Origin of the sequence: Marinomonas shanghaiensis (genome assembly GCF_003259175.1) — a bacterium.
In the GTDB taxonomy this organism is placed as follows: Bacteria; Pseudomonadota; Gammaproteobacteria; order Pseudomonadales; family Marinomonadaceae; genus Marinomonas; species Marinomonas shanghaiensis.
In genome coordinates, this window is sequence record NZ_QGOK01000021.1 from 34,634 (window position 1) to 58,591 (window position 23,958).

Here is a 23,958-nt window from a genome sequence, read left to right on the forward strand (position 1 = left end):
CCATGTTACTCCCTCGAATTTTAAGTGCCATCGTAATGGCCGTTTTGTTTGTTTGTGCTGTTTTTGTTCTGAGCGCTGCTAATTTTATTTTTGCCATGGCGGGTGTGGTTGTTTTAGCGGGTTGGGAATGGGCGCGTTTGTCGGGTGTTCGTAATCAGTTGGGGCGCGTTTTATTTGCGATTCTTATTGGTATTCTTTGTTTTTTCGCTCTGAACTTAAGTGTTCACGAAATGTCACTTTATGTGAGCCCGATTTTATGGGGTGTGGCATTGTATTGGGTTATGCGTTATCCCGCGCTTCTGTTCTGGCAGCATGTGTTGAGTCGTTTATTGTTTGGTGTGTTGGTGCTGGTGACGACTTGGTCAGCGTTGGTTGTGTTAAGGCAGTCTGATGATTTTTTTGTGTGGGTTCTGTTGTTGATGGGGCTTATATGGGGAGCGGATACAGGCGCTTATTTTGTTGGTCGAGCCTTTGGTAAAAGAAAACTGGCCCGTTTTGTGAGTCCTGGTAAGTCGTGGGAGGGTGTTGCAGGTGGTTTGGTGCTCACTCAGATCGGTTTGGTTGTTTTTTCTGTGTTGAGTGGTTTTTCGCTTGCGCAATGGGGAATGTTATCGCTCATCGGTCTGTTAACATCCTCGGTGTCTGTATTGGGGGATTTGACCGAAAGTCTTTTTAAACGCCATGAGCAGTTAAAAGATTCAAGCCACTTAATTCCCGGACATGGAGGTATTATGGATCGTGTTGATAGTTTAACAGCCGCTGCACCTATTTATGTTTTATTGTTAAGTTTGACTGGATGGCTTTGATGCAAGGTATTTGTTTGTTGGGGGCGACAGGTTCAATTGGCCAAAGCACTCTAGATATCATTTCGTTACATCCAGATAAATTTACTCTGGTCAGTGCGTCTGCCAATGAGAATGTGGATAGAATGGCAGAGATATGCCACCGTTTTAAGCCCCAGCGTGCGGTGATGGGATCTGAAAACGCGCGTGATCAGTTGGCCTCAAAGTGTCAAGGTTTGCCAACCTCATTTGAGTGGGGGGCTGAGGCCCTTGATAGTATTGCTGCGGACGCGGAAGTGGATCAGGTAATGGCTGCCATCATGGGGTTTGCGGGGCTCAAACCTACGCTGGCTGGTATACGTGCGGGCAAGCGCATATTGTTGGCAAACAAGGAGTCTTTGGTGACAGCGGGCAAATTGTTTATGGATGAAATTGCTAAGCATGATGTTGTGTTGCTGCCGATTGATAGCGAACATAATGCGATTTATCAAAGTTTGCCCCAAAGTACTGCTGGCGCGCACAAAAAAGATGTTTCTAAAATCATACTCACCGCTTCTGGGGGGCCTTTCAGGACTTGGTCTTTAGACAATATGGCCACGGTGACACCAGAGCAAGCCTGTAAACACCCGAATTGGTCTATGGGGCAAAAAATCTCGATTGATTCGGCAACCTTAATGAATAAAGGGCTGGAACTTATTGAGGCATGTTGGTTGTTCGATGTCACACCTAATGACGTTGATGTTGTTGTTCATCCTGAAAGTATTATTCATTCTATGGTTTCTTATGTCGATGGCTCTGTGCTTGCACAGATGGGGAATCCTGATATGAAGATTCCTATTGCCTATGGTATGAGTTGGCCGGATAGGGTTGAAACGAGTGTGGCACCATTAAGCCTTGTTGATATTGCGCGCTTGAATTTTGAAGCGCCTGACTTAGTGCGCTTTCCAAATTTAAAATTAGCGGCTGATGCTTGGTTTACTGGTGGTACGGCTATGGCGGTATTGAACGCTGCGAATGAAGTGGCAGTAGCGGCTTTTTTAAAGCGACAAATTGGCTTTTTAGATATTGCTCGAGTTAATGCTTTAGTACTTGCTGATGCCAATATTGTAACCGTTAATGCCCTTGAGGATGTTTTTGAAGCAGATCAATATTCTCGTCGTTTGGCTCTTGATGTAATCACTCGCGGTCAATTTTTATGATATTAAATATTTTGTCTATTGTCGTTGCCTTGGGTCTTCTGATTACTTTTCATGAATTCGGACATTTCTTTGTTGCCCGTCGTTGCGGTGTGAAGGTGTTGCGATTTTCGGTGGGTTTTGGAAAGCCGATTTATCGTTATGTAGGAAAAACTGGAACGGAATATACGCTGGCAATGATACCTCTTGGAGGGTATGTGCGCATGTTGGATGAGCGGGAAGGCAATGTTCCTGAATCCTTGCGTAGCCAGGCGTTTAATACAAAATCCGTCTGGCAGCGTATTGCCATTGTGGCAGCGGGGCCGATTGCCAATTTTATTTTGGCGATGGTTATTTATGCGCTAGTCGCTTTACTCGGTATTCAAGCGCTGGCGCCTAAAGTTGGCACTGTGGCGGCAAATACGCCAGTGGCGCAGACTCAGATGCAGATGGGAGACGAGCTTGTTTCTATTGCAGATCAAGCTGTTGTTTCTTGGGAAGATGTAAATTTAGTGCTAGCAGGCTTGATCGGAAAAACAGGAACCATTATCGTTCGTTATCAAGTGGATGGTAGTGATTATCAGCGAGAAGAGGCTATCCAATTAAATCGCTGGTTAGTTGGTGAGGAGCCTAATAACTTAATTCAAGCATTTGGTGTCACTCCATGGCAGCCTGAGGTGTTGCCTATTATTGCGCAGGTGGTAGAGGGAGGGGCTGCAGCGAGTGCGGGTTTTCAGATTAATGACAGAATTCTTCGTGTAAATGATCAGTCGATATCAAATTGGCAGCAAGTCGTCGCCCTAGTGCAAGCCAGTCCAAATATGGCGCTTGATGTCGAGGTTCAACGAGGGCAAGACTTTGTTAAATTATTATTATTGCCCAAATCTACTGAGCAAAATGGTAAACTGATAGGGTATGCTGGGCTAGCTGTTGTTCCACCGCAATGGGACGAGAGTCTTGTCAGAGAGCGCCATTATGGTCCATTTGAGGCAATCTTATATGGTGTTGAGCAAACGTATAAGATGGTATCTTTGACTGTGTCTTCAGTCGGTAAGATGTTACAAGGTTTAATTTCGGTTGATAATTTATCTGGGCCGATCACGATCGCCAAGGTGGCGAGCGCCTCTGCAGATTCTGGGGTGCAGTCTTTTTTGAAATTCATGGCTTACCTAAGTGTCAGTTTAGGGGTGCTTAATTTGTTGCCTATTCCCATGTTAGATGGTGGGCATTTGGTATTTTTCGGCATTGAAGCTATACGTCGAAAGCCAGTCTCTGAAAAAATTCAGGCAATGGCTTATCGGGTTGGTGCTTCTCTTTTATTTGCTCTAATGGCTGTTGCCATTTTTAATGATATTGCCCGCTTGTAGAGAGGTATATGTGAAAGTCGTTTCAGTAGTATTTTTGGCTTTAATAAGCGTGCAGAGTGTTGCAAAAACGGTAGAGGATGTACGAATTGATGGCTTGGTTCAAATGCCATCAGCGAGAGCATTTGATGTAATCGGCTTCGATAAAAGCGAGTCCTATGATTCGGATAAGGTTTATCAAGCAATTAGTTCTCTTTTTAACACTGGTTACTTTAGTGACATTGATGTTTATGAAGACAACAATGTGTTGGTTTTTGATGTTGAGGAGCGCCCTTCGATTGGAAACTTGACCATTGAAGGAAATGAGCTAATAAAAACGGAAGATTTAGAGCGAGGCTTGAAATTATCTGGCTTGGAAATTGGTGAGATATACAAACCAGAAACATTGAATCAAATCGTTCAAGAGCTTCAGCGACAGTACTATGCGCTTGGTCGTTATAGCGCTAAGGTTGATATATCGGTTGAGGATATGCCGCGTAATCGTACTGCTATTGTCATTAATATCGATGAAGGCGATACGGCCAAAATCGTTCACATCAATATTGTCGGCAACGAAGATTTTGATGAAGAAACCTTAACCAAAGACTTTGAATCAAGAGAGACAGGTTCTTGGAATCCTTTTAGCTCTGCTGATGAGTACGCTAAAGCGAAAATAGAGGGTGACATTAATACCCTGAAAAGCTTTTATTTAGACAAAGGCTATTTGGATTTTAATGTGGTTTCTAGTCAGGTGAGCTTGTCTGCGGATAAACGTGATGTCTATATCGTAATTAATGTCGAAGAAGGTAAGCCTTATAACATTAATAATGTCTCGTTAAGTGGCAGTCTGCCGATCGCGGAAGACCGTATTTGGAAACAAATTACGCAGAAAAGCGGTGATGTTTTCTCTCGTAGTGAAGTAACAAAAATCATTGAGGGTATCTCAACGGAACTTGGTGATGATGGTTACTTATTCACCAACGTCAATGTTATCCCAGAGAAGCTAGATAATCATACCGTAAACCTGAGCTATCAAATTGCACCAGGTCCAAAGGTTTATGTGCGTCGTATTACTTTTAGCGGCAACAGTGAAACACAAGACGAAGTATTGCGTCGTGAAATGACACAGTTTGAAGGTGCTTTGGCGACTCATTCAAAAATTCAATCTTCTAAGCGCCGTATTGAACGACTAGGCTTTTTTGGCAACGTTGACTTAAGAACTCGACCTGTTGCTGGCACCTCAGATCAAGTAGACCTAGATGTGGTGGTTCAAGAGCAGGCTTCTGGAAGTATTCAAGCGAGCATTGGTTACTCTCAAGAAGATGGTACGGTTTTGGGTTTTGGTATTTCTAAGCGTAACTTCTTGGGGACAGGTAATAAGCTGTCTTTCAATGCGTCTCGTACGAATCAAACGGAAGATTATTCGATTAGTTATGATAACCCCTACTTTACAGTTGACGGTGTGAGTCGTGGTTTCCAAATATTTTATAAAACCAGTGATCACGCCGATGACGATGTTGAGGATTATGACCTTGACTCTATTGGTGCGGGTGTCACTTATGGTTATCCTATTTCGGACACTCAGCGCTTGGCTTTTGGTGTAACGGTAAAAGAAAGTACGGTGAAGTTAGGTTATGACCCTTCTAACGAAACAAAAGACTATGTAGATACTCATGGCGATAATTATGATGATGTTATTGCCAGTTTAACGTGGAGTGACAGCGACTTAGTGGGGGGGGTGTTGCCAACAGATGGTTATTCAACCAGAGCGACCTTAGAGGTTTCTTTACCGGTGGGTGATCAAGAGTACACCAAGCTTGGTTTAACGTCTCAACGCTACTGGAGTATGACTGAATCTAATTTGTGGTTATTCCGCCTGAAAGGTCGTTTGGGTTATGGTTCTGGGTATGGCGATACAGATACTTTACCCTTCTTTGAAAACTACTTTGCTGGCGGCTCTTATTCAGTTCGTGGCTATGGTGCGTCTTCGTTAGGACCGAAAAACTCTTATGATGCTAGCTCAACAAACAGCAGTTCTGCATTGGGCGGTAATATTTTGATGACAGGGACCGCGGAGTTGATTTTCCCTTTACCTATGGTAGAAGATCACAAATCGGTCAGAACAGCCTTGTTTTTAGACGGCGGTAACGTATTTACTGATACTTGTTTAGCCAGTAATACTGAGTGTAATGAAGGTGTAGATTTGGCTGAGATCCGTTACAGTGTTGGTTTAAGTTGGACTTGGATCACGCCAATTGCGCCACTGTCATTTAATTTTGCAAAACCTTTGAACTCAAAAGACGGCGACAAGACAGATTTCTTCCAGTTTCAGCTAGGCACTACTTTTTAATTTAGATGGCTTTTTTAGTAGGATTTAAAATGAAAAAAACAGTAATGATTATTTTTGCTTTATGTTTTATAGGCAGTGTACAAGCAACAGAAGTGGCTGTGGTCGACTTTAGAGCGGCCCTTTTGCAAAGTAGCATTGGTCAAGAAGCGGCTAAGGAGCCTAAACAAAAAGTAGCGGCTATGGATGCTCGTTTGAAAAAAGAGCAAGAAGATCTTGAAGCGTCAGCGCAAAACTTAAAACGTGATGAATTGACTTTGTCTGAAGACGAATTCAAGAAACGTCGTCAGCAATTAGGAGAGCGTCAAAATCAGGTGCGAGCGTTGGCGGCTAATATGCAGCGCCAAGCAAAAGAGCTTGAGCAGCAACTTATACAGTCTTTGACGCCAAAAGGCGAAGCGGCTCTAAAAGCTTTGATTGAAGAGCGAAAACTGGACTTAGTATTAAATAGGCAGCTAAGTTTATATGCTAACGCGGATGCAGACATAACTGACGAACTCGTAAAACGTATTAATAAGGACAATTAATCTATGAGTTATACTCTAGGGCAGTTGGCAGCCAATGTTCACGGTATGGTGAAAGGTGATGAAAGCCTTGTTATCGAAAAGTTAGGAACGCTCGAGAAAGCCACTGAGCAGGAATTGAGCTTCCTAGCAAACCCTAAGTACCAGAATCATTTAGCGACTACCTCCGCAGGAGCCGTACTCGTTAAGACAGAAGAGCTGGCTCAATTAGTGGATAATGCCATTATTGTTCCAAATCCTTACCTAGCGTTCGCTCAGTTGTCACATTTATTTGTTCCTGCTACACAGTGTTGGTCTGGTGTTCACCAGAGTGCCGTGGTGTCATCGAATGCGTCTTTAGGGAATGATGTAACAATAGGTCCTAACGCCGTCATTGATGATGGTGCTATCATTGGCGATGGCTGCGTTATCGGTGCTGGTTGTGTTATCGGGCGAGGCGCTGTAATAGGCCAAAATACGCGTTTATATCCAAATGTTACTCTCTATCATGATGTCATGATTGGAGAATCTTGTATCATTCACAGTGGTACTGTAATTGGTGCTGATGGGTTTGGTTTTGCACCTGATCAGGGGCGCTGGGAAAAAATTGACCAACTAGGCTCTGTGATTATCGGTCATCGTGTTGAGATTGGCGCGAATACAACAATTGATCGCGGAGCCATTGAAAATACGCTAATTGGTAATGGGGTTATCATAGATAATCAAGTTCAAATTGCTCATAACGTTATAATTGGTGATAATACGGCAGTTGCTGGGTGTGTCGGTATCGCTGGCAGTACAAAGATAGGTGCTTTTTGTACCATCTCTGGGGGCGCTGGCCTTGCTGGGCATCTCACTATAGCGGATCACGTTCATATTACCGCGATGACTATGGTAACTAAGTCTATTTCTGAGGCCGGCTCATACTCTTCAGGTATGGGTATGGAGCCAACCGCTAAATGGCGACGCTCTGCCGCAAGATTTAGAAGAATTGATAGTATGGCGAAGCAGATTTCGAAATTGGAACAACAAATTAAAAAGCTTTCAGATAAAGGTTGATGTTTAATGATGGACGTAAATGAAATTCGTCAGTATTTACCTCATAGGTACCCATTTTTACTAGTAGATCGTGTTGTTGAGATAAATCTGAACGATTCCATTATTGCCTATAAAAATGTAACAATAAATGAGCCTTTTTTTAATGGCCATTTTCCCAATCACCCAGTGATGCCAGGTGTGCTTATTATTGAAGCCATGGCACAGGCTGCTGGTATATTGGGCTTTAAAACAATGGATAAGAAGCCGGAAGACGGCTCTATTTATTATTTTGTTGGTGCTGATAACACACGTTTTAAACGTCCTGTTGTGCCTGGGGACCGTTTGCAATTAGAGGCAAAGATCGTTGCTGAAAAGCGTGGTATTTGGAAGTTTGAATGTAGAGCAACCGTTGATGGACAGTTGGCTTGCTCTGCGACTATTTTGTGTGCAGACAGGAAAATATAGTGGCGATACATCCAACTACTTTAATCGATTCGAAAGCAGAGATTGATCCCAGTGTGGAGATTGGTCCTTTTTGTGTGATCGGGCCGAATGTAAAAATTGGTGCTGGTAGTGTTATTAAGTCTCATGTTGTTATTAATGGTCACACAACAATCGGATCTAATAATCAAATTTATCAGTTTGCCTCTGTTGGAGAGGCGAACCAAGACAAAAAGTATAAGGGTGAACCGACACAGCTTGTTATTGGTGATAGTAATGTCATCCGTGAAAATGCAACGATTCATCGTGGCACCATTCAGGATAAAGGTATTACTGTGATTGGTAGCCATAACTTGTTTATGGCAAGCACGCATGTTGGGCATGACTGTATTGTGGGAGACCATAACATAATGGCTAATTTTGCGGCATTAGCAGGTCATGTTCGAGTGGGCGATCACGTGATTCTGGGTGGTTATACGGGAATTCACCAGTTTTGTCAGGTTAACTCTTTTAGTATGTGTGGCATGGGGTCTATGGTTTCCAAAGACGTACCTCGGTACATCATGGTTTCTGGTAGTCCAGCAAAAGCTCATGGAATGAATTTTGAGGGGATGCGACGTAGAGGCATGTCAGCAGACGTTATTCGAGCGTTGCGCACAGCATACAAGACAGTCTACCTCAAAGGTTTGACCCTAGAAGCGGCATTGCGGGAGTTGGAAAAAGAAGGTGTGTTTAGCATCCCTGAGGTCGTTGATTTCACCCTGTCAATTCGGCAGTCAAAACGTGGCATCGTCCGATAGACGTCATATTTTTTAAAAGAAAACCCCGGACTGTTTCGGGGTTTTTTATTATAGAGGTTAGATAAATGCAAGTGACGTCTGTAACACGTTATGTATTGGTGGCTGGTGAAGCATCGGGTGATATTTTAGGTGCTAACTTAATAGCGCATCTAAAGGCGTTGCAGCCAGATGCTACATTCGAAGGGATTGGTGGGCCGTTAATGGAAGCGCAAGGCTTTAAAAGCTTGGTTCCAATGGATCGTCTTTCTGTGATGGGGTTAGTGGAGGTTTTGGGGCGTTTACGAGAATTGCTTGGTATTCGAAAACGTTTGTACACTGCTTGCTTGCAGAACCCACCAACGGCTTTTATAGGGATAGATTCTCCTGACTTTAATATGCCTTTAGCTCGTAAGCTTAAACAGGCAGGCATACCAACAGTACATTATGTTAGCCCTTCAGTATGGGCATGGCGCCAGAAGCGCATTTTTAATATTAAAAAATCCATTGATCTGATGTTAGCTTTGTTTCCCTTTGAACTGCCTATTTATCATCAACATGATATTCCTGTTGTTTGTGTTGGTCATACACTAGCGGATGACATTCCCTTTGAAAGTGACGCAGGTGCTGCGAGACAAGTCCTGGGATTGGAAGGGATTAATAAGGGACCAGTATTTGCTATTTTACCGGGTTCTAGGGAAGGTGAAGTCGCGCGTTTGGCTCCTTTGTTTATAGAAGCGATGAAGCTCATTAAACAAAAGGAGACGAATGCTACTTTTTTAATACCGGCTGCGAACGCTGAACGACGATTACAGATAGAAGCCATATTGCAAGAAGCCAACGCTGAAGCCATTTTAATCAATGGTCAGTCCAGAACCGTAATGATGGCTGCAGATGCTATTTTATTGGCTTCTGGAACGGCTGCGTTAGAAGCTATGCTGGTTAAACGGCCGATGGTTGTTTCTTATCGAGTGAATAAACTCACCTACGCTATTATGAAAAGAATGGTGAAAGTACCCTATGTTTCGTTGCCTAATCTGCTGGCCAACGAGACGTTGGTGCCAGAGTTGTTACAAGATGCTGCGACGCCTGCTAATTTAGCAACGCGTTTATTGCAGACTTGGCGCTCTTTTACCGGTGATAAAGCGATTCAGGCTAAGTATCTAGATTTGCATAAATTGCTGCGTAGGGATGCGGGTGAGCAAGCCGCTCAGGCTATTATTTCTATGCTGAACAAAGAGGCAAAATAATGGAGCCTTTTGTTAGTCAGGTATACTTTGGTGATTTGTTGGCTGGTGTGGATGAAGCAGGCCGTGGGCCATTGGCAGGCGAGGTCGTTGCCGCGGCGGTGATTTTAGACCCAGCACGTCCTATTAAAGGGTTAGCGGATTCAAAAAAGCTCAGTGAAAAAAAACGTGACGCTTTATTCGTTGAGATAAAAGAGAAAGCTTTAGCGTATGGTATCGCCAGTGCCACGATAGAAGAAATCGATACGATCAATATTCTTCATGCCAGCATGTTAGCCATGTCTCGAGCCGTTGCTTTGCTTTCGGTTGTGCCAGAGCACGTTCTTGTTGATGGTAATCGTATACCACTAAATTTACCTTGTTCAGCGGAAGCGGTTGTGAAAGGCGATGCGCGACAGGCAGCGATTTCAGCGGCGTCTATTTTGGCAAAAGTCACTCGAGATAGAGACATTACTGAAGCCGCAGACATTTACCCACAATATGGTTTTGAAAAGCATAAGGGTTACCCGACAGCCTTGCATTTAGACGCAATTCGAAAGCATGGTATCACGCCGATTCATAGACGTAGTTTTGGCCCAGTTAAGAAGATTTTAGAGGGATAATATTTTGTCCACATCATTTATACATCTGCGAGTCCATACGGAATTTTCTCTAGTCGATGGCTTGGTAAAAATCAAAGGCTTACTTGGTACAACCGAGTTCATGTCTATGCCTGCTGTTGCCATTACGGATGAGAATAACCTTTGTGGTTTTGTGCGTTTTTATAAAGGGGCGATGGAAAAAGGCATCAAACCCATTTGTGGTGCCGATGTCATGGTGGCTGAAGATGATGAAGTGGAAGCGCGATACCGCTTTACTCTATTAGCAACCTCTAATAAAGGTTATAAAAACATTATTGCCATTATTTCAAAAGGTTATCAGCTAGGGCAAGTTGAAGGGCGCCCGATTATCCAGCGTGAATGGATCGAGTCCCATAGTGAAGATGTAATTGCCTTGTCTGGTGCGGGGTTTGGCGACATTGGATATTTACTACAGAAAGGTCGTTATGAGCAGGCTAAAAGCAGAATGGCCCATTGGATGTCTGTATTTCCTGATCGTTTTTATATTGAACTACAACGTACCAGTCGTCCGGGAGAAGAAAGTTATATACACGCGGTAGTGCCTTTGGCAAGTGAGCTTGATTGCCCTGTTGTGGCCACTAATGATGTGCGCTTTTTAAAACGTGAAAACTTCGAAGCACATGAAGCTCGTGTGTGTATTCATGATGGCGTGACCTTGGATGATCCACGCCGCAAGCGTCGTTATTCCGAAGAGCAATACTTCAAAACGCCAGAAGAAATGGCGGAGTTATTTCAAGACATTCCTGAAGCATTAGAAAATACGGTAGAAATTGCTAAGCGCTGCAGTGTTGATGTGCTGTTAGGCGAGTATTTTTTGCCAGACTATCCTGTGCCTGAAGGCATGACAATGGCAGAGTTTTTTAGCAAAATTTCTTATGACGGTTTGGTGGAGCGCTTTAATTTCCTGACCAAAAAATACGGTGAGCGAATTGAAAAACGTCGTCAGGAGTATTGGGATCGTTTGGATTTTGAGTTAACCATCATTAATCAAATGGGGTTTCCTGGTTATTTTTTAATCGTAATGGACTTCATTCAGTGGGCGAAAGACAACGGCATACCGGTGGGTCCTGGTCGTGGTTCTGGTGCTGGCTCGTTGGTCGCTTACGCACTTAAAATTACAGACCTTGACCCACTCGAATATGACTTACTATTTGAGCGATTCTTGAACCCAGAACGGGTCTCTATGCCGGATTTTGATATCGATTTTTGCATGGATAATCGTGATCGCGTGATTGATTATGTGTCTCGCACTTACGGTCGAGATGCGGTCTCTCAGATCATTACTTTTGGTGCGATGGCGGCAAAAGCGGTAGTGCGAGACGTCGCTAGGGTGCAGGGCAAGCCCTACAGTTTGGGCGATAAATTATCGAAGCTGATTCCGTTTGAAATTGGTATGACGCTTAAAAAAGCCTTGGAAGAAGAACCTGCGTTACCAGAGTTTTTAGCGGGTGATGAAGACGCCGCAGAAGTGATGGAAATGGCCATTTCTTTGGAAGGTGTGGTGCGTAATTTTGGTAAGCATGCTGGTGGTGTGGTTATTGCTCCCACTAAACTCATTGATTTTGCGCCACTTTATTGTGAAGAAGATGGCTCGGGTCTGGTTACTCAATACGATAAAAACGACGTTGAAGAAGCGGGTCTCGTAAAGTTCGACTTTTTGGGTCTTAAAACCTTAACCGTTGTCGATTGGGCCGTTAAAAACATTGATACCATTAACGCGTTAGAGGGTAAGCCACCGCTCGATATTTCTTTGATCGACTTGGAAGATAGGTCCACCTATGACCTACTGAAACGAGCTGAAACTACTGCGGTATTCCAGCTGGAATCCCGCGGCATGAAAGAGTTAATTAAGAAGCTTTTGCCATCGCGCTTTGAGGACATTATCGCCTTGGTAGCCTTGTATCGTCCTGGGCCTTTGGGTTCTGGCATGGTGGACGATTTTATCAACCGTAAGCACGGTCGAGCCGAGTTGGCTTTCCCGCATCCTGATTATCAGCATCAAGACTTGATACCTGTGTTGGAGCCAACCTACGGCATTATCTTGTATCAAGAGCAAGTAATGCAGATTGCTCAGGTGTTGGCTAAATTTTCACTTGGTGGTGCCGATTTGTTACGTCGTGCCATGGGTAAAAAGAAACCTGAGGTTATGGCCGAGCAGCGTTTGATCTTCATGGAAGGCGCGCTTAAAAACAATATTGATAAAGATCTGTCAGGTAACATCTTTGACTTGATGGAGAAGTTTGCCGGTTATGGTTTTAACAAGTCCCACTCGGCAGCGTATGCCCTTGTTTCTTATCAAACCGCTTGGTTGAAAAATCATTATCCAGCGCCTTTTATGGCCGCGGTTTTGTCTGCAGATATGCAAAACACCGATAAGATCGTTATCTTCATTGAAGAATGTCGATCTATGGCGCTCGCGCTAGAACTGCCTAACGTGAATGAGTCTGTTTATAAATTTACCGTTAATCCGAAAGGCGCCATCGTTTATGGCCTTGGTGCGATTAAAGGCGTGGGTGAAGGACCAATTGAAGCGATCGTTGAGGCTCGTAAAGAGGGGCCATTTGAGCATATTTTTGATTTCTGCCAACGTGTCGGTAAAAAGGTAAACAAGCGTGTCATGGAAGCGTTAGTGCGTTCTGGTGCCTTCGATACCATAGGTCCGAATCGCGCTACCTTGTTTGCTTGCATAGATGAAGCGCTGAAAAGAGCCGTGCAGGATGCAAAAAACCAAGACGCTGGTATGATGGACTTATTTGGTGTTGCGGTAGAAGAAAATGCGCAGGACGCTTACAAAGAAATAGGCATTCAGCATGAATGGACGCCGCGTCAGCGTCTTGATGGTGAAAAAGATACGCTTGGCTTGTATGTGACAGGTCACCCGATTGATGAATATGAGAAAGAGATTCGTCGCTTTGTTCGTTCAAAAATTGTGGATTTACAACCTAAGCGTGGTGATACACAGATTATGGCGGGTTTGATCGTAGACTTGCGTATTACCAAGAGTAAAAAAGGTGGTAACATCGCCTTTGTGACATTGGATGATCGTTCCGCTCGCATTGAGGTGACAGTATTTCCTGATAACTATGACTCTTTCAAAAACGTTATTGTGAAAGATGAAGTGGTGGTTGTCGAAGGGGAAATTACGGTTGATGAGTTTCGTGGTGGTCAGAAAGTGATTGCACGCAATATTCTGGATATCGCTCAGGCGCGTATTCGTTATGTCGAAGCGTTGCGGATTACTTGGACGTCTGAAACTGTCACGCCAAAAGAAATCCAAGCTCTGGCAAACTCGATGGCGTCCTATCGTGGTGATGGTTGTGATGTGGTGATTGGCTTTGATACGCCCCAAGCGTGTGGTGATATTCGTTTAGGAAGTGGTTGGAAAGTTCGCCCAGATGATGAATTAATTCATCAACTTCAGAAACAATACGGTAAACAAAATGTTCAGTTAGTGTATACTTAGTCTCATTTAATAGTTTTGGCAATGGAATGCGGCGTTGAGACGCGCCTAGCAGAGCTGTGGGGCAAGAGGCTAATGGTCTTTTGTCGTTGAATTTGATGGCAACCAAACAGTAGTGTAATTAAACATGAATTTAAATTATCTCCCTTTTGAGCAGCCGATTGCTGAGCTCGAACAAAAAATTGAAGAGTTGCGTTTAGTCGGCAATGACAATGAACTCAACATAAGCGATGAAATCAGTCGTCTTGAAGATAAAAAAATAGCGTTAACCAAGAGCCTATTTAGTAATTTAGGGGCATGGGAAGTTTCTCAATTAGCGCGTCACCCAAAGCGCCCATATACTCTTGATTATATAAAACATGCTTTTACTGATTTTGAAGAAATGCATGGTGACCGTCATTATGCGGATGATCGCGCGATCGTTGGTGGTGTTGCTCGTTTAGATGGCCGCCCTGTAATGGTGATTGGTCATCAGAAGGGTCGTGAAGTAAAAGAGAAAGTGTTGCGTAATTTTGGTATGCCTCGTCCAGAAGGTTACCGTAAGGCATTGCGTCTTATGCAAACAGCAGAGCGTTTTAATATGCCAATCGTGACTCTTATCGATACACCAGGAGCTTATCCTGGTATTGGCGCGGAAGAGCGCGGTCAAAGTGAAGCGATCGCCTTCAACTTGGCTGTCATGTCTCGCCTTAAAACACCGATTATTTCTACCGTTATTGGCGAAGGTGGTTCTGGTGGTGCTTTGGCTATTGGTGTTTGCGATGAGCTAATGATGCTGCAATACGGTACCTACTCAGTTATTTCTCCTGAGGGCTGTGCGTCTATTTTGTGGAAGAGCGCAGACCGTGCGTCTGATGCAGCAAAAGCCATGGGGATTACGGCTCAGCGCCTTCAAGAATTAGGCTTTGTGGATACTATTATTCAAGAGCCGCTTGGTGGTGCGCACATTTCTCATGAAGAAATGGCTAAAAGTTTAAAGAAAAATGTCTTAGCGGCATTGGATCGTATGGAAGCGTTAACGACGGAAGAGCTATTGGCTCGTCGTTATAACCGTTTGATGTCCTACGGTTTGTAAAGCGCTTTTGCTTCTACAAAAAGCCTCCTATAGTTAGGGGGCTTTTTTGTCTCTTATACCTATGTTTTGGGTATTTTTCTAAAGAGTTTGCGATGACCCATTCTACATTGAAGCCATTATCCTCTTTGTCCCCTCTTCGCTTTAACGAGGCGTGGATCAATGCTGTGTTTTCCTCTGCAAAGGGGACCGTGTGGGTCGGCTTTAGTGGTGGGGTTGATTCGCATGTATTATTGCATGCTTTGGTTAGCCAAGTGTCGAGTGAACAGAAGCAAAAAATGGCGGCTATTCATGTTCATCATGGTTTAAGCGTGAACGCGGATGACTGGCTTAAACATTGTGAGCTTATCTGTGAAGGGCTCGGTGTGCCTTGTGTTACTGAGCGAGTGCAATTAGAGGTTCAGGCTTCGTTGGAAGACTCGGCTCGTAAGGCTCGTTACCAAGCTTTTCAAACCGTAATGGGGGAGCAAGATGTCATTCTGCTGGCTCATCATGCGGGGGACCAAGTTGAAACCGTATTGTTTCGTTTGCTGCGTGGCACAGGCGGAAAAGGGTTAGCTGGTATTCCGCCAGAAAGAGGGCTTGGTAACGAAAAGTCTCGTTTGATTCGTCCTTTTTTAACCGCATCGAAAAAGCATATTGAGGATTATGCTCAGCAGCATGGTCTTGTTTGGATTCATGATGAGTCTAATATTGATGAGCGTTTTACACGTAATTTTCTTCGTCAAAGTGTTGTGCCTATTTTGCAAGAGCGTTTTTCTAACTTGGAGCAAAGCATTACCTCCTGTACTCAGCGGATAGCCATGGATTATGCGATGCTTGACCAGTTTGCTCAGCAGCAGCTCGCTGTTTGGTGTAATGAATTTGGCGGTTTGAATTTATCTTATCTTTCTAAAAAAACAACTGACGAACGGCTTTTCTGGTGGCGATATTTTTTACTGGGGCACGCGGTTTCATTGACACAGTCTCAGTTGGAAAGTGTGGATATGATGTTTTTCAGTGCAGAAGATAAACAGCCTGAATTTACATTTTTACATGGAAGAATAATGCGCCACCAAAATGCCGTTTATCTTTTGCCAATAGACGAAGAGGTTAAGTTGGCGCGGTTAGTATCGGATGAAATCTTGATACGTCCATTTGATTGTATTGGTATCAGTGGCGGCGATGATTTTGTCTTAAAGGCTCGACCGTTAGGGGAAAGTCTCATCATGCCCAATGGTAAAACCCGAAAAATTAAAAAATGGCTTAATGATCAAGGTATTCCAAGCTGGTGGCGAGATCATTTACCTTACCTTTATCAGGGGGATATTTTGGTGGCGATTGGCGATCTTTGGCGTCATCCTCACTATTTAGATATCCACATCAAATGGGAGGTCAGAAAAAAACTGCCTTTTCCAAGGTAAACCTTTCGAGGTAGCTTGTTGTTATGAATGTATTTTTATTTGGCTGTTAACTGCACATTTATTTTGCGTTATTTCGATATAATTCTATTCTTAATTCAGGATGATACTGGTTAGTTTATTTACACAGCCTGCCTTCTTAATATGACAGGGTATTTCTCATGCTTCAGACGGTTGTTTTTGGTGGGTTAGAATTTAGCCCATTGGTTATCTATTTCCCGATTGCTTTTTTATTGGCTGCGCTGACACGTTTTATTCTTCACCGTTTGGATTGGCATGATCGTATTTGGCGAGTGGCTTGGTTTGAAGTGTCTTTGTTTATTTGTTACTTAGCATTCACTGTGTATGTATTAGATGGAAGGTAAATCAATGGCAAAATATCTGCGTATTCTTTTGACTGTGTCTATCGTGATCATCGCTGTCTTTGCGGGGCGTTGGGTGTGGAATGAGTACATGCACTCACCTTGGACAAGAGACGGTCGTGTACGCGCCGATATAGTGACAGTCGCACCAGATGTCTCTGGATGGGTGACACATCTGAATGTCATTAATGATCAAACGGTTAAAAAAGGCGATGTACTCTTTAGTGTTGATCCGCAGCGTTATCAAGCGGCTCTCAACCAGAGTAAAGCCAACACAGAAAACGCCTTATATTCTTGGCAGTTGGCTAAGCATAAATACGAGCGCCGTACTGCGTTGCGTGATCAGAATGCCATCAGTGATGAAGATTTAGAGTCAGCACGAATCAGTACCGATATTGCGAAAGCGAACTACGATTTGGCGTTGGCGCAAGAAATGACCGCACAGCTTAATTTTGATCGAACGCAAATACATGCCCCTGTGTCAGGGCAGATCATTAATCTGAACTTGCGCCAAGGGAATTATGTTTCTCAAGGCGGCGCGGTTTTTGCCATTGTGCAGTCCGATTCCTTTTATGTGACGGGGTATTTTGAGGAAACTAAAATTCCCTTGGTGCATTTAGAGCAGCAAGCCAAGATCGCCTTATTAAGTGGTGGTGAGCCTTTAATTGGTCATGTGGTCAGCATTGGCAAAGCGATTGCGAATACCAATACGCAGAGCAATGGGCAGCTTCTCCCGCAAATTCAACAAACTTTTAATTGGGTGCGTTTATCCCAGCGAATCCCAGTTGATATAAAATTAGATTCTCTGCCTGACGGTATTCAGTTGAGTGCAGGTATGACCGCTACTATTCATCTTACTGAGAAGTAAGGGAGATCGTCTTGGAAGTCGTGCTTCGCAATCTGTTGTTGCCAGAAAGGCAGGCGGTTATTTTTGCGCTGAAAGGCGTTATTGCAATGGCAATGGCGTTGACAATAGCGCTTTCTTTAAACCTTGATCGTCCCTATTGGGCTTTGGTTTCCGCTGTGTTTTTGCAAATGCGGCCTGAAAGTGGTCTGGTGATTGAGAAGGCCATTTGCCAAATTATCGGCACGATTATTGGTGGCTTGTTTGGTATTTTGTTGTTGACGCAATTTATGCCTTATCCCTATCTGGCACTGGGTATGCTGGCGTTATGGTTGGGATTAAACGCTGCTTTATCTGCGATGGTTCGTCAGGCGAATTTTGTTTATGCTTTTGCTATGGCGGCTGTGACCGCTGAAATCATTGTACTGATGGTAATGGTGAGTCCATCAACGGCGGATAGTCAGGCGGTTTTTGCTGTTGCGCAAGCTCGAGTCAGTGAAATTGTTATAGGCTCCATTTGTGCGGGTGTCGTTAGCCATATGTTTTGGCCTGTCAAAGTCAAAGACAGTCTGCAGCGGCAAGCCCGATCGGTGATTAATCAGACATTGCAATATTTAGTCACGGAATTGGACAAGTCTGGCACTCATGAAAATCGCCATAAGCAAATAGATAGCATCATGGCGACTTTGGGGATGGTCAGTGAAGATTCCAGTGCGGTCAGTTACGAAGGGCCAAAAGGCCCCGGTCGTTCACGAGCAGCAAATCAATTGGCTCAAAAAGTGTTGTCTTTGTTGGCATTAGTGCAAATCTTTGGTCGTTTACAGCGTCGTCATACCGAGCTGATGACGCCTGTTTTAACCCAACTTCTTGATCGATTGAGAGACGCGTTTGGGCGTATTGCAGAATCCGATGATTTTGACTATTGCTTAGAGCAAGTTAAAGCACTACGAAGTGATCTTAATGATTATCGCTCGAATCATGATGCAGACGTGCCTTTTGAATCTCATATGCTAAATGTGGGGGCGGAAATTACCTCCGAGTTAACGATATTGTTGCGGGCTTTTCGAGCGTTAGAAGAGCGTGACAGCACTTTATTGAATGCGCCAAGCATGTTGACTTATCAAGACCCTTTAGCGGGATTGATTATTGGCATTCGAACCACGATAGTGTTTTTAATTGGTGCTGCAATTTGGGTTGGAACGGGCTCCACTGCGGCCTTGATGATTATGATTTTGCCCGTTATTTTTTCCATCATGTTAGCAAGATTGCCCCTCATGATTTTGAAAGTGGTTCTGAAAAGGCTGCTCGTTGGTGTTGTTGTGGCGTCGTTTGTGGCGATTTTCTTCGCGCTCAACTTATTATCGCAAAGTTCTGGGCAATTGGAGATTTTATTGCTGATTTTGGCTGGGCCGTTTTTTATTGGTCTATTGCTTTTAGCGGATAGGCAAACTTTGCCTTATGGGTTGGGTTTTTGTATCCCTTTCTCCATTCTTGTCAGTCCCAGCAGAGATATGAGTCGGACTTTCTCCATCGACTACACACTAAGTTCTGCCATGGCGATTTTTGCCGGAGTGTGTATTTTATTTTGGGTATTCCATCTCATTACCGGACCGAGTGTTCAGTTGTTGGTTCATCGTATTTTTAAAACGACGTATCACGACTTATTAGAAATCAATCAGCATGCTAGCCCAACGGCTTGGTATAACCGGCGTATGGCAGATAGATTGTTGCGCTTAACCAACTATGACCAAGGTTCTAAGTCGCGAGCCATAACCGACTTGGCTTTAACGGCGCTGAATCTTGGCCATGTTTCTATTCGCTTGCGCTCGATTTGTGAAGGCTTAGCGGGAAATTCTTTGTCATCATTGCAGCATTGGCAGGTGTCTTTGGCGAATGCTTTTTTATTGGCAAGTAAAGGCCGCTATGATGATGGTTTTGAGAAAGCGTGCAACTCTTTATACCATGAGTTGATTCGCCTTGTGGGGGACTCGAATCAGGTTGAAGCCATACAAGGTATGTTCTTGCGTATCAACCTGACGTTTGAAAGAAGCGCCGACGCTATTGCCGCTCAAAGAACGTAACAAAACAACACGATATGCGAGAGTCTAGATAAGCTCTAGACTCTTAACAACCAATCAGCCTGATCTTTGTATGTTGCGACCAATTCTGCGTTTAGTCCATCGCTTTGATGAATTCTCTCCATCGCTTGTTGATGATTGAAATTCCATGCCTTCATATGGCGTTTTGCCAAGCGTTCAATTGCTACGTCAACGGGAACATCTAAAAACCAATGCTCACTGAATAAGGCTTGGGACGCTTGCCAGCCGTCATGTTGATGCAGCAAATAGAGCCCTTCAATTAATATGACCTTTGTTTCTTTTCGAATAGTTAAGTCATCTTCCGTCGGATCTCCGAGCGCATGATCAAAGCTTGGCCATAAAATGTCTTCTTGCTGATAGCCGTGTTTAATGCGCTTAACGCGTTCTACAAAGGCAGCACTGTCGAATGTCCATGGAGCCCCTCGTCTTGCAAATGCTTCATCTGCATTGGGTAGGGCGCTAAGTTGAGCCTTTGATAGATGAAAACCATCCATTGAAAGGCAAATGACCTCAATGTTTTGCTGTTTGCTGAAATGACTCAGTAAATAATCTGCTAGGGTGCTTTTGCCTGAGCCTGGGCCTCCTGTTAAACCGATTAAAGTTCGGTTTGGTTGATTTATATAGGCTTGGATTTTCGCTAAGGCGTTTTTAACGTCCGCTGAGTCTGTATAACTATCATGTACTGCTGGGATCATAATTTTTCCTGTTATTGTTTTCTATCGCAATACTCTAGCATGAACTTATTCGGCAGGTTCGCCATTTTATGTGAACTAAGCGATGGTTGGATCCGTACTTAATGAAAAACCACGAAGGTGTATTGTTATGCAATTAAAAGAGCTTAAAAAAATCTCTCATATTGATAAGGTGAAGCTGCATTCTTTAGAGTCAAATTTGTACCAGCTGTCAATTGTTATCGGAGAAAAAGAAGAGTACATAAAAACCAATGAAGGGCGTTTTTTAACCAGTCATAACAAGTTAGATCTACAAGCTTTGTTTAAAGGCAAGAGTGTTGGGGCCATGGTGTTGTGTCATCAGAGCGCTTATGACGAGATGGTAGGTCAACCTATTGGTGTCAGTAACGCTTTAGAAGTGCCGCTTGGAAATACGGAATTATCATGAGTCATTGAGTTTACATTGTTGCGTTTACATTGTTAAGCACGTGCATTTTTTCGCCGCTTTCTTCCATTTGAGAGAAAATTTTTGCATAGCCGTGGGTCGCGTTAGCATGCTCCCGCATGATAGCTTCAGCTCGGCTGCCTTGTCCGTGACTGATGGCGTCAAATACGGCATGATGCTGCATATGAGCAAAGTTGAAGCGGCGATATTCTTGGGCTAGGTTGTTTCTATCAAAGGCCAGAGCGCTAACAGAGGCAAAAGGAAGATGTTCGTTTCTACTTAAGGCTTCTGCAATGGCGGGATTTAAACTGGCTTCTATGATGACCTGATGAAAGCGCTGATTCATGTCGTGGTATATCGCGAGGTCTTGCTCTGTAATGTGGCCTTTGGCAAATAATTCGTCGCCTTGTTTCAGTAGGTGTAATAGTTCGGCAGTTTGAGACCTAGATAAGGTATTTTCTGCTGCTTGTCTAGCCGCTAATCCTTCCAATACACCTCGAACTTCAATAGAGCCGCTAATCTCAGCCTGCGTTACCTGACGTACCATGTAGCCACGTCCTGATAGTTTTGTCAGTAGACCTTCTTGCTCTAAGTTGCGAAAAGCAATGCGAACCGGTGTCCGTGATACGCCGAGTTGCTCTGCGGTGGGGATTTCCGCAAGACGCTGTCCTGATTCCAGTTCACCAGACAAGATCATTTGTCTTAAGCGACTGATTACCTGTTGTCCGGGTTTGCTCATTGGGAAGTGCTCATTGTCCAGCCTTTGAAGATTTTGTAAAAAATCATAATAACGTAAATATAGATGAAAAAATAATGTATTGGATCCAGTCGTGCGTTTTGCCTGTCATGGTGTGCAAGCATTGCTTTTAAAGAAGCTTTTATTTATCAATTGTTTAGCTCATTAGCTATTATTCATTATGTACTAAATGGATCCAATAAATGCATAACTATATTGTTTTATGATTTATTTTGTCTATATTGGATCCAATGAATAAAAATAAAAGCAGGAGAGTTCCAATGAGTCAGCAAACTTATCCCAAAAATGCGTGGTATGTTGCCGCCATGTCTGAAGAGGTCGCGGGCAGCAAACCTCTTGGTCGTAAAATTTGTGGTGAAAACATTGCTTTTTATCGTTCTCACGAAAATGAAATTGCTGCGGTATTAGACTTTTGTCCGCATCGTGGTGCCGCTTTGTCGTTAGGCTATGTGGAAGACGGGCTTTTGGTCTGTGGTTATCATGGTTTAAAAATGGGCGCGGATGGCAAAACCAAAGAGATGCCTTTACAACGAGTGAAAGGCTTTCCTTGTATGAAGTCTTATGCGGTTGAAGAGCGTTATGGTTTTATTTGGGTGTGGCCTGGCGATCAATCTCAAGCGGATAAAGAGTTGATTCCCTATCTAGAGTGGGCGGTAAGTCCAGAGTGGGCTTACGGTGGCGGTTTGTATCACATCCATTGTGATTACCGCTTGATGGTCGATAATCTAATGGATTTGACGCATGAGACTTATGTCCATGCCAGCAGTATTGGTCAGAAAGAAATTGACGAATCGCCTGTTTCTACCACTGTGGAAGGTGATAAAGTGATTACCAGTCGTTTTATGGAAAACATTATGGCGCCGCCATTTTGGCAAGCGGCGTTGCGAGGCAATGGGTTAGCTGACAATGTTCCTGTAGATCGTTGGCAGATTTGTCGCTTCAGTCCGCCTTCCCATGTGATGATTGATGTAGGGGTGGCTCATGCAGGTAATGGTGGTTTTGATGCACCCGCAGACAAAAAAGCCAGTAGTACTGTAGTGGATTTTATCACTCCAGAAACGGAAACCTCGATTTGGTATTTCTGGGGGATGGCACGTAACTTCAAGCCTGAAGATCAAGCATTAACCGATACCATACGTGAAGGACAGGGCAAGATTTTTGCGGAGGATTTAGAGGTATTAGAACGCCAGCAACAAAATCTTTTAGCCTTCCCAGACTACGACCTATTGAAATTAGATATTGATGCTGGTGGTGTGCAGTCAAGACGAATTATTGATCGTCTTATCTCTAAAGAAATAGCGGCTAAAGAACGTACTGTGAAAGAGCAGATGGACACATCATCTTCACAAGGGAATGGGCCGTTGCAAACGGTGTCATTTTAACGCATTGAGTGATCACTAGATTGGCGCTGGGTGTCCTTTCTAGTGTCTCAAAATAATCGTTCAGGAGAACCAAATGATTCCGGTAGTCGTTAGAAATGTTGTTACCGAAGCGCAAGGTGTGGTTCGGCTTGTGTTAGGTTCTGTCGATGGCTCAGCACTGCCAGCTTTTGACGCGGGTGCTCACATTGATATTCATTTACCAAGCGGTTTGATTCGTCAATATTCATTGTGTCGGTTGCAATCTGATGCACAGTATTATGAGATTGCTGTGTTAAAAGATCCCCAATCAAGAGGGGGCTCTGTTGAGGTACATAGTTTACACATCGGTGATGCGGTTTCCATCAGTGCTCCAAAGAATCACTTTCCATTAGTCACCACGGGGCGTCATAGTGTTTTAGTGGCGGGTGGTATTGGTGTCACCCCCTTGTTACCAATGGCGCAACAGTTGCAAAAAACGGGACAGTCTTTTGAATTTCATTATTGTGCAAAGACGCCTGAAACGGCGGCATTTTCTGCAGCATTAAAAAGCGCCTCTTTTGCCGATAAAATGCATTTTCACTTTAGTCAATTGGCTGGGTCTGGTCGGATGGATGTGGTTAATGTCTTATCTCGTCACTCTAATCATTCTGAATTGTATATTTGTGGTCCGGCTGACTTTATCAATCACGTCTTGCTGCAGGCAAAAATGTTAGGCTGGCCTGAAGATCGTGTGCACAGAGAGTTTTTCGCCGCGCCGGCGCTTGCGGAAAACGTCAGTGATAATACAGCGTTCAAAGTGAAGATTCATAGCACGGGTGAGGTCTTTGATGTCGAGGCCGATCAGAGTATTTTTGAAGTATTAGATAACAACGGTGTTTTTCTGGCTGTGTCTTGCGAATCGGGTGTGTGTGGGACTTGCCAAACTGGTGTGATCGACGGTATTCCAGATCATAGGGATGTATTTTTAACCGATAAGGAGCATGCCGAAGGCAAGTTTATGATGCCGTGTTGCTCGCGCTCAAAAACACCCATCTTAGAGCTTGATTTGTAGTGTGCTTTAAAGGGTTTTGATATTTACGTCTTTACCTATCGAGTTGTTGTGTCATGTTTCTTCACTCAATGTAAAACAACTGCGTTTTACATTGAGTGAAGGGGCTGACGATGTTATTATTTTCCCCCGTCCTGAAGGTGCATTGATCTGTGCCATCAAATCTC

The 23,958-nt window shown here is 43.8% G+C and carries 21 protein-coding genes; 19 read left to right on the forward strand and 2 right to left on the reverse strand.

All coding sequences use genetic code 11. The annotated features are described in order from the left end of the window. Positions 1 to 2: 2 nt before the first annotated feature. The 16 genes from DKT73_RS16130 (at position 3) to DKT73_RS16205 (ending at position 19,491) form a co-directional block, all read left to right on the forward strand. Complete coding sequence (locus tag DKT73_RS16130; protein ID WP_111639579.1) at positions 3 to 806, forward strand: phosphatidate cytidylyltransferase; 804 nt, start codon at positions 3 to 5, stop codon at positions 804 to 806. After that, positions 806 to 1,981: a 1-deoxy-D-xylulose-5-phosphate reductoisomerase gene (gene ispC / locus DKT73_RS16135; RefSeq protein ID WP_198666648.1), complete on the forward strand. Its 1,176-nt coding sequence runs from the start codon at positions 806 to 808 to the stop codon at positions 1,979 to 1,981. The genes DKT73_RS16130 and ispC overlap by 1 nt, the downstream gene beginning before the upstream one ends. Beyond that, positions 1,978 to 3,324 (forward strand): RIP metalloprotease RseP, encoded by a 1,347-nt coding sequence (rseP, locus tag DKT73_RS16140; RefSeq protein WP_111639581.1) that lies wholly within the window; start codon positions 1,978 to 1,980, stop codon positions 3,322 to 3,324. The genes ispC and rseP overlap by 4 nt, the downstream gene beginning before the upstream one ends. After that, entirely contained in the window at positions 3,305 to 5,650 is a 2,346-nt protein-coding gene (gene bamA, locus DKT73_RS16145) for an outer membrane protein assembly factor BamA (RefSeq protein WP_111639582.1), read from the forward strand. The genes rseP and bamA overlap by 20 nt, the downstream gene beginning before the upstream one ends. A 29-nt stretch (positions 5,651 to 5,679) precedes the next feature. Then, positions 5,680 to 6,174 carry an OmpH/Skp family outer membrane protein gene (locus DKT73_RS16150; protein ID WP_111639583.1) on the forward strand — a complete coding sequence of 165 codons (495 nt, stop codon included), beginning with the start codon at positions 5,680 to 5,682 and terminating at the stop codon, positions 6,172 to 6,174. A gap of 3 nt (positions 6,175 to 6,177) precedes the next feature. Next, on the forward strand, positions 6,178 to 7,209 hold the full coding sequence (lpxD, locus tag DKT73_RS16155; protein ID WP_111639584.1) for a UDP-3-O-(3-hydroxymyristoyl)glucosamine N-acyltransferase: 1,032 nt from the start codon (positions 6,178 to 6,180) through the stop codon (positions 7,207 to 7,209). 6 nt (positions 7,210 to 7,215) lie between these two features. Continuing rightward, positions 7,216 to 7,653, forward strand: coding sequence for a 3-hydroxyacyl-ACP dehydratase FabZ (gene fabZ / locus DKT73_RS16160; RefSeq protein ID WP_111639585.1), 438 nt, complete (start codon positions 7,216 to 7,218; stop codon positions 7,651 to 7,653). After that, complete coding sequence (gene lpxA / locus DKT73_RS16165; RefSeq protein WP_111639586.1) at positions 7,653 to 8,429, forward strand: acyl-ACP--UDP-N-acetylglucosamine O-acyltransferase; 777 nt, start codon at positions 7,653 to 7,655, stop codon at positions 8,427 to 8,429. The genes fabZ and lpxA overlap by 1 nt, the downstream gene beginning before the upstream one ends. Positions 8,430 to 8,494: 65 nt before the next feature. Beyond that, a complete protein-coding gene (gene lpxB, locus DKT73_RS16170) occupies positions 8,495 to 9,655 on the forward strand; it encodes a lipid-A-disaccharide synthase (protein WP_111639587.1) in 1,161 nt (386 codons plus the stop codon). Further along, positions 9,655 to 10,254, forward strand: coding sequence for a ribonuclease HII (gene rnhB / locus DKT73_RS16175; RefSeq protein ID WP_111639588.1), 600 nt, complete (start codon positions 9,655 to 9,657; stop codon positions 10,252 to 10,254). The genes lpxB and rnhB overlap by 1 nt, the downstream gene beginning before the upstream one ends. 4 nt (positions 10,255 to 10,258) lie before the next feature. Beyond that, positions 10,259 to 13,735: a DNA polymerase III subunit alpha gene (dnaE, locus tag DKT73_RS16180; protein WP_111639589.1), complete on the forward strand. Its 3,477-nt coding sequence runs from the start codon at positions 10,259 to 10,261 to the stop codon at positions 13,733 to 13,735. A 124-nt stretch (positions 13,736 to 13,859) separates the two neighbouring features. Next, positions 13,860 to 14,807 (forward strand): acetyl-CoA carboxylase carboxyl transferase subunit alpha, encoded by a 948-nt coding sequence (accA, locus tag DKT73_RS16185; RefSeq protein WP_111639590.1) that lies wholly within the window; start codon positions 13,860 to 13,862, stop codon positions 14,805 to 14,807. 92 nt (positions 14,808 to 14,899) lie between these two features. Further along, on the forward strand, positions 14,900 to 16,207 hold the full coding sequence (tilS, locus tag DKT73_RS16190) for a tRNA lysidine(34) synthetase TilS (protein WP_111639591.1): 1,308 nt from the start codon (positions 14,900 to 14,902) through the stop codon (positions 16,205 to 16,207). 158 nt (positions 16,208 to 16,365) lie between these two features. After that, positions 16,366 to 16,569 carry a DUF1656 domain-containing protein gene (locus tag DKT73_RS16195; protein ID WP_111639592.1) on the forward strand — a complete coding sequence of 68 codons (204 nt, stop codon included), beginning with the start codon at positions 16,366 to 16,368 and terminating at the stop codon, positions 16,567 to 16,569. Between the two features lie 4 nt (positions 16,570 to 16,573). Then, the gene (locus DKT73_RS16200; RefSeq protein WP_111639593.1) at positions 16,574 to 17,434 is read left to right on the forward strand and encodes an efflux RND transporter periplasmic adaptor subunit; all 861 of its coding nucleotides are present in this window, start codon (positions 16,574 to 16,576) and stop codon (positions 17,432 to 17,434) included. Between the two features lie 20 nt (positions 17,435 to 17,454). Then, a complete protein-coding gene (locus tag DKT73_RS16205; RefSeq protein ID WP_232827914.1) occupies positions 17,455 to 19,491 on the forward strand; it encodes an FUSC family protein in 2,037 nt (678 codons plus the stop codon). Between the two features lie 35 nt (positions 19,492 to 19,526). On the opposite strand, the gene DKT73_RS16210 is transcribed toward DKT73_RS16205, so the two are convergent. Continuing rightward, positions 19,527 to 20,204: a nucleoside/nucleotide kinase family protein gene (locus DKT73_RS16210; protein WP_111639595.1), complete on the reverse strand. Its 678-nt coding sequence runs from the start codon at positions 20,202 to 20,204 to the stop codon at positions 19,527 to 19,529. 127 nt (positions 20,205 to 20,331) lie between these two features. Between DKT73_RS16210 and DKT73_RS16215 the strand changes: the two genes are divergently transcribed. Then, complete coding sequence (locus DKT73_RS16215) at positions 20,332 to 20,628, forward strand: DUF6482 family protein (protein ID WP_111639596.1); 297 nt, start codon at positions 20,332 to 20,334, stop codon at positions 20,626 to 20,628. Positions 20,629 to 20,638: 10 nt separating this feature from the next. On the opposite strand, the gene DKT73_RS16220 is transcribed toward DKT73_RS16215, so the two are convergent. After that, positions 20,639 to 21,364, reverse strand: coding sequence for a GntR family transcriptional regulator (locus DKT73_RS16220; RefSeq protein WP_111639597.1), 726 nt, complete (start codon positions 21,362 to 21,364; stop codon positions 20,639 to 20,641). Positions 21,365 to 21,642: 278 nt separating this feature from the next. Between DKT73_RS16220 and DKT73_RS16225 the strand changes: the two genes are divergently transcribed. After that, a complete protein-coding gene (locus DKT73_RS16225; protein ID WP_111639598.1) occupies positions 21,643 to 22,764 on the forward strand; it encodes an aromatic ring-hydroxylating dioxygenase subunit alpha in 1,122 nt (373 codons plus the stop codon). 73 nt (positions 22,765 to 22,837) lie between these two features. Further along, a complete protein-coding gene (locus DKT73_RS16230; RefSeq protein ID WP_111639599.1) occupies positions 22,838 to 23,794 on the forward strand; it encodes a PDR/VanB family oxidoreductase in 957 nt (318 codons plus the stop codon). Positions 23,795 to 23,958 lie beyond the last annotated feature (164 nt).

Excerpts from the sequence above, each read along its gene's own strand:
- DKT73_RS16225 (WP_111639598.1), top strand. The coding sequence starts at position 21,643 with ATGAGTCAGCAAACTTATCCCAAAAATGCGTGGTATGTTGCCGCCATG.
- rseP (WP_111639581.1), top strand. The coding sequence starts at position 1,978 with ATGATATTAAATATTTTGTCTATTGTCGTTGCCTTGGGTCTTCTGATT.
- DKT73_RS16150 (WP_111639583.1), top strand. The coding sequence starts at position 5,680 with ATGAAAAAAACAGTAATGATTATTTTTGCTTTATGTTTTATAGGCAGT.
- DKT73_RS16200 (WP_111639593.1), top strand. The coding sequence starts at position 16,574 with ATGGCAAAATATCTGCGTATTCTTTTGACTGTGTCTATCGTGATCATC.
- tilS (WP_111639591.1), top strand. The coding sequence starts at position 14,900 with ATGACCCATTCTACATTGAAGCCATTATCCTCTTTGTCCCCTCTTCGC.
- rnhB (WP_111639588.1), top strand. The coding sequence starts at position 9,655 with ATGGAGCCTTTTGTTAGTCAGGTATACTTTGGTGATTTGTTGGCTGGT.
- DKT73_RS16230 (WP_111639599.1), top strand. The coding sequence starts at position 22,838 with ATGATTCCGGTAGTCGTTAGAAATGTTGTTACCGAAGCGCAAGGTGTG.
- bamA (WP_111639582.1), top strand. The coding sequence starts at position 3,305 with ATGATATTGCCCGCTTGTAGAGAGGTATATGTGAAAGTCGTTTCAGTA.
- DKT73_RS16220 (WP_111639597.1), bottom strand. The coding sequence starts at position 21,364 with ATGAGCAAACCCGGACAACAGGTAATCAGTCGCTTAAGACAAATGATC.
- lpxB (WP_111639587.1), top strand. The coding sequence starts at position 8,495 with ATGCAAGTGACGTCTGTAACACGTTATGTATTGGTGGCTGGTGAAGCA.
- DKT73_RS16210 (WP_111639595.1), bottom strand. The coding sequence starts at position 20,204 with ATGATCCCAGCAGTACATGATAGTTATACAGACTCAGCGGACGTTAAA.
- fabZ (WP_111639585.1), top strand. The coding sequence starts at position 7,216 with ATGATGGACGTAAATGAAATTCGTCAGTATTTACCTCATAGGTACCCA.
- DKT73_RS16195 (WP_111639592.1), top strand. The coding sequence starts at position 16,366 with ATGCTTCAGACGGTTGTTTTTGGTGGGTTAGAATTTAGCCCATTGGTT.
- DKT73_RS16215 (WP_111639596.1), top strand. The coding sequence starts at position 20,332 with ATGCAATTAAAAGAGCTTAAAAAAATCTCTCATATTGATAAGGTGAAG.
- lpxD (WP_111639584.1), top strand. The coding sequence starts at position 6,178 with ATGAGTTATACTCTAGGGCAGTTGGCAGCCAATGTTCACGGTATGGTG.
- ispC (WP_198666648.1), top strand. The coding sequence starts at position 806 with ATGCAAGGTATTTGTTTGTTGGGGGCGACAGGTTCAATTGGCCAAAGC.
- accA (WP_111639590.1), top strand. The coding sequence starts at position 13,860 with ATGAATTTAAATTATCTCCCTTTTGAGCAGCCGATTGCTGAGCTCGAA.
- DKT73_RS16130 (WP_111639579.1), top strand. The coding sequence starts at position 3 with ATGTTACTCCCTCGAATTTTAAGTGCCATCGTAATGGCCGTTTTGTTT.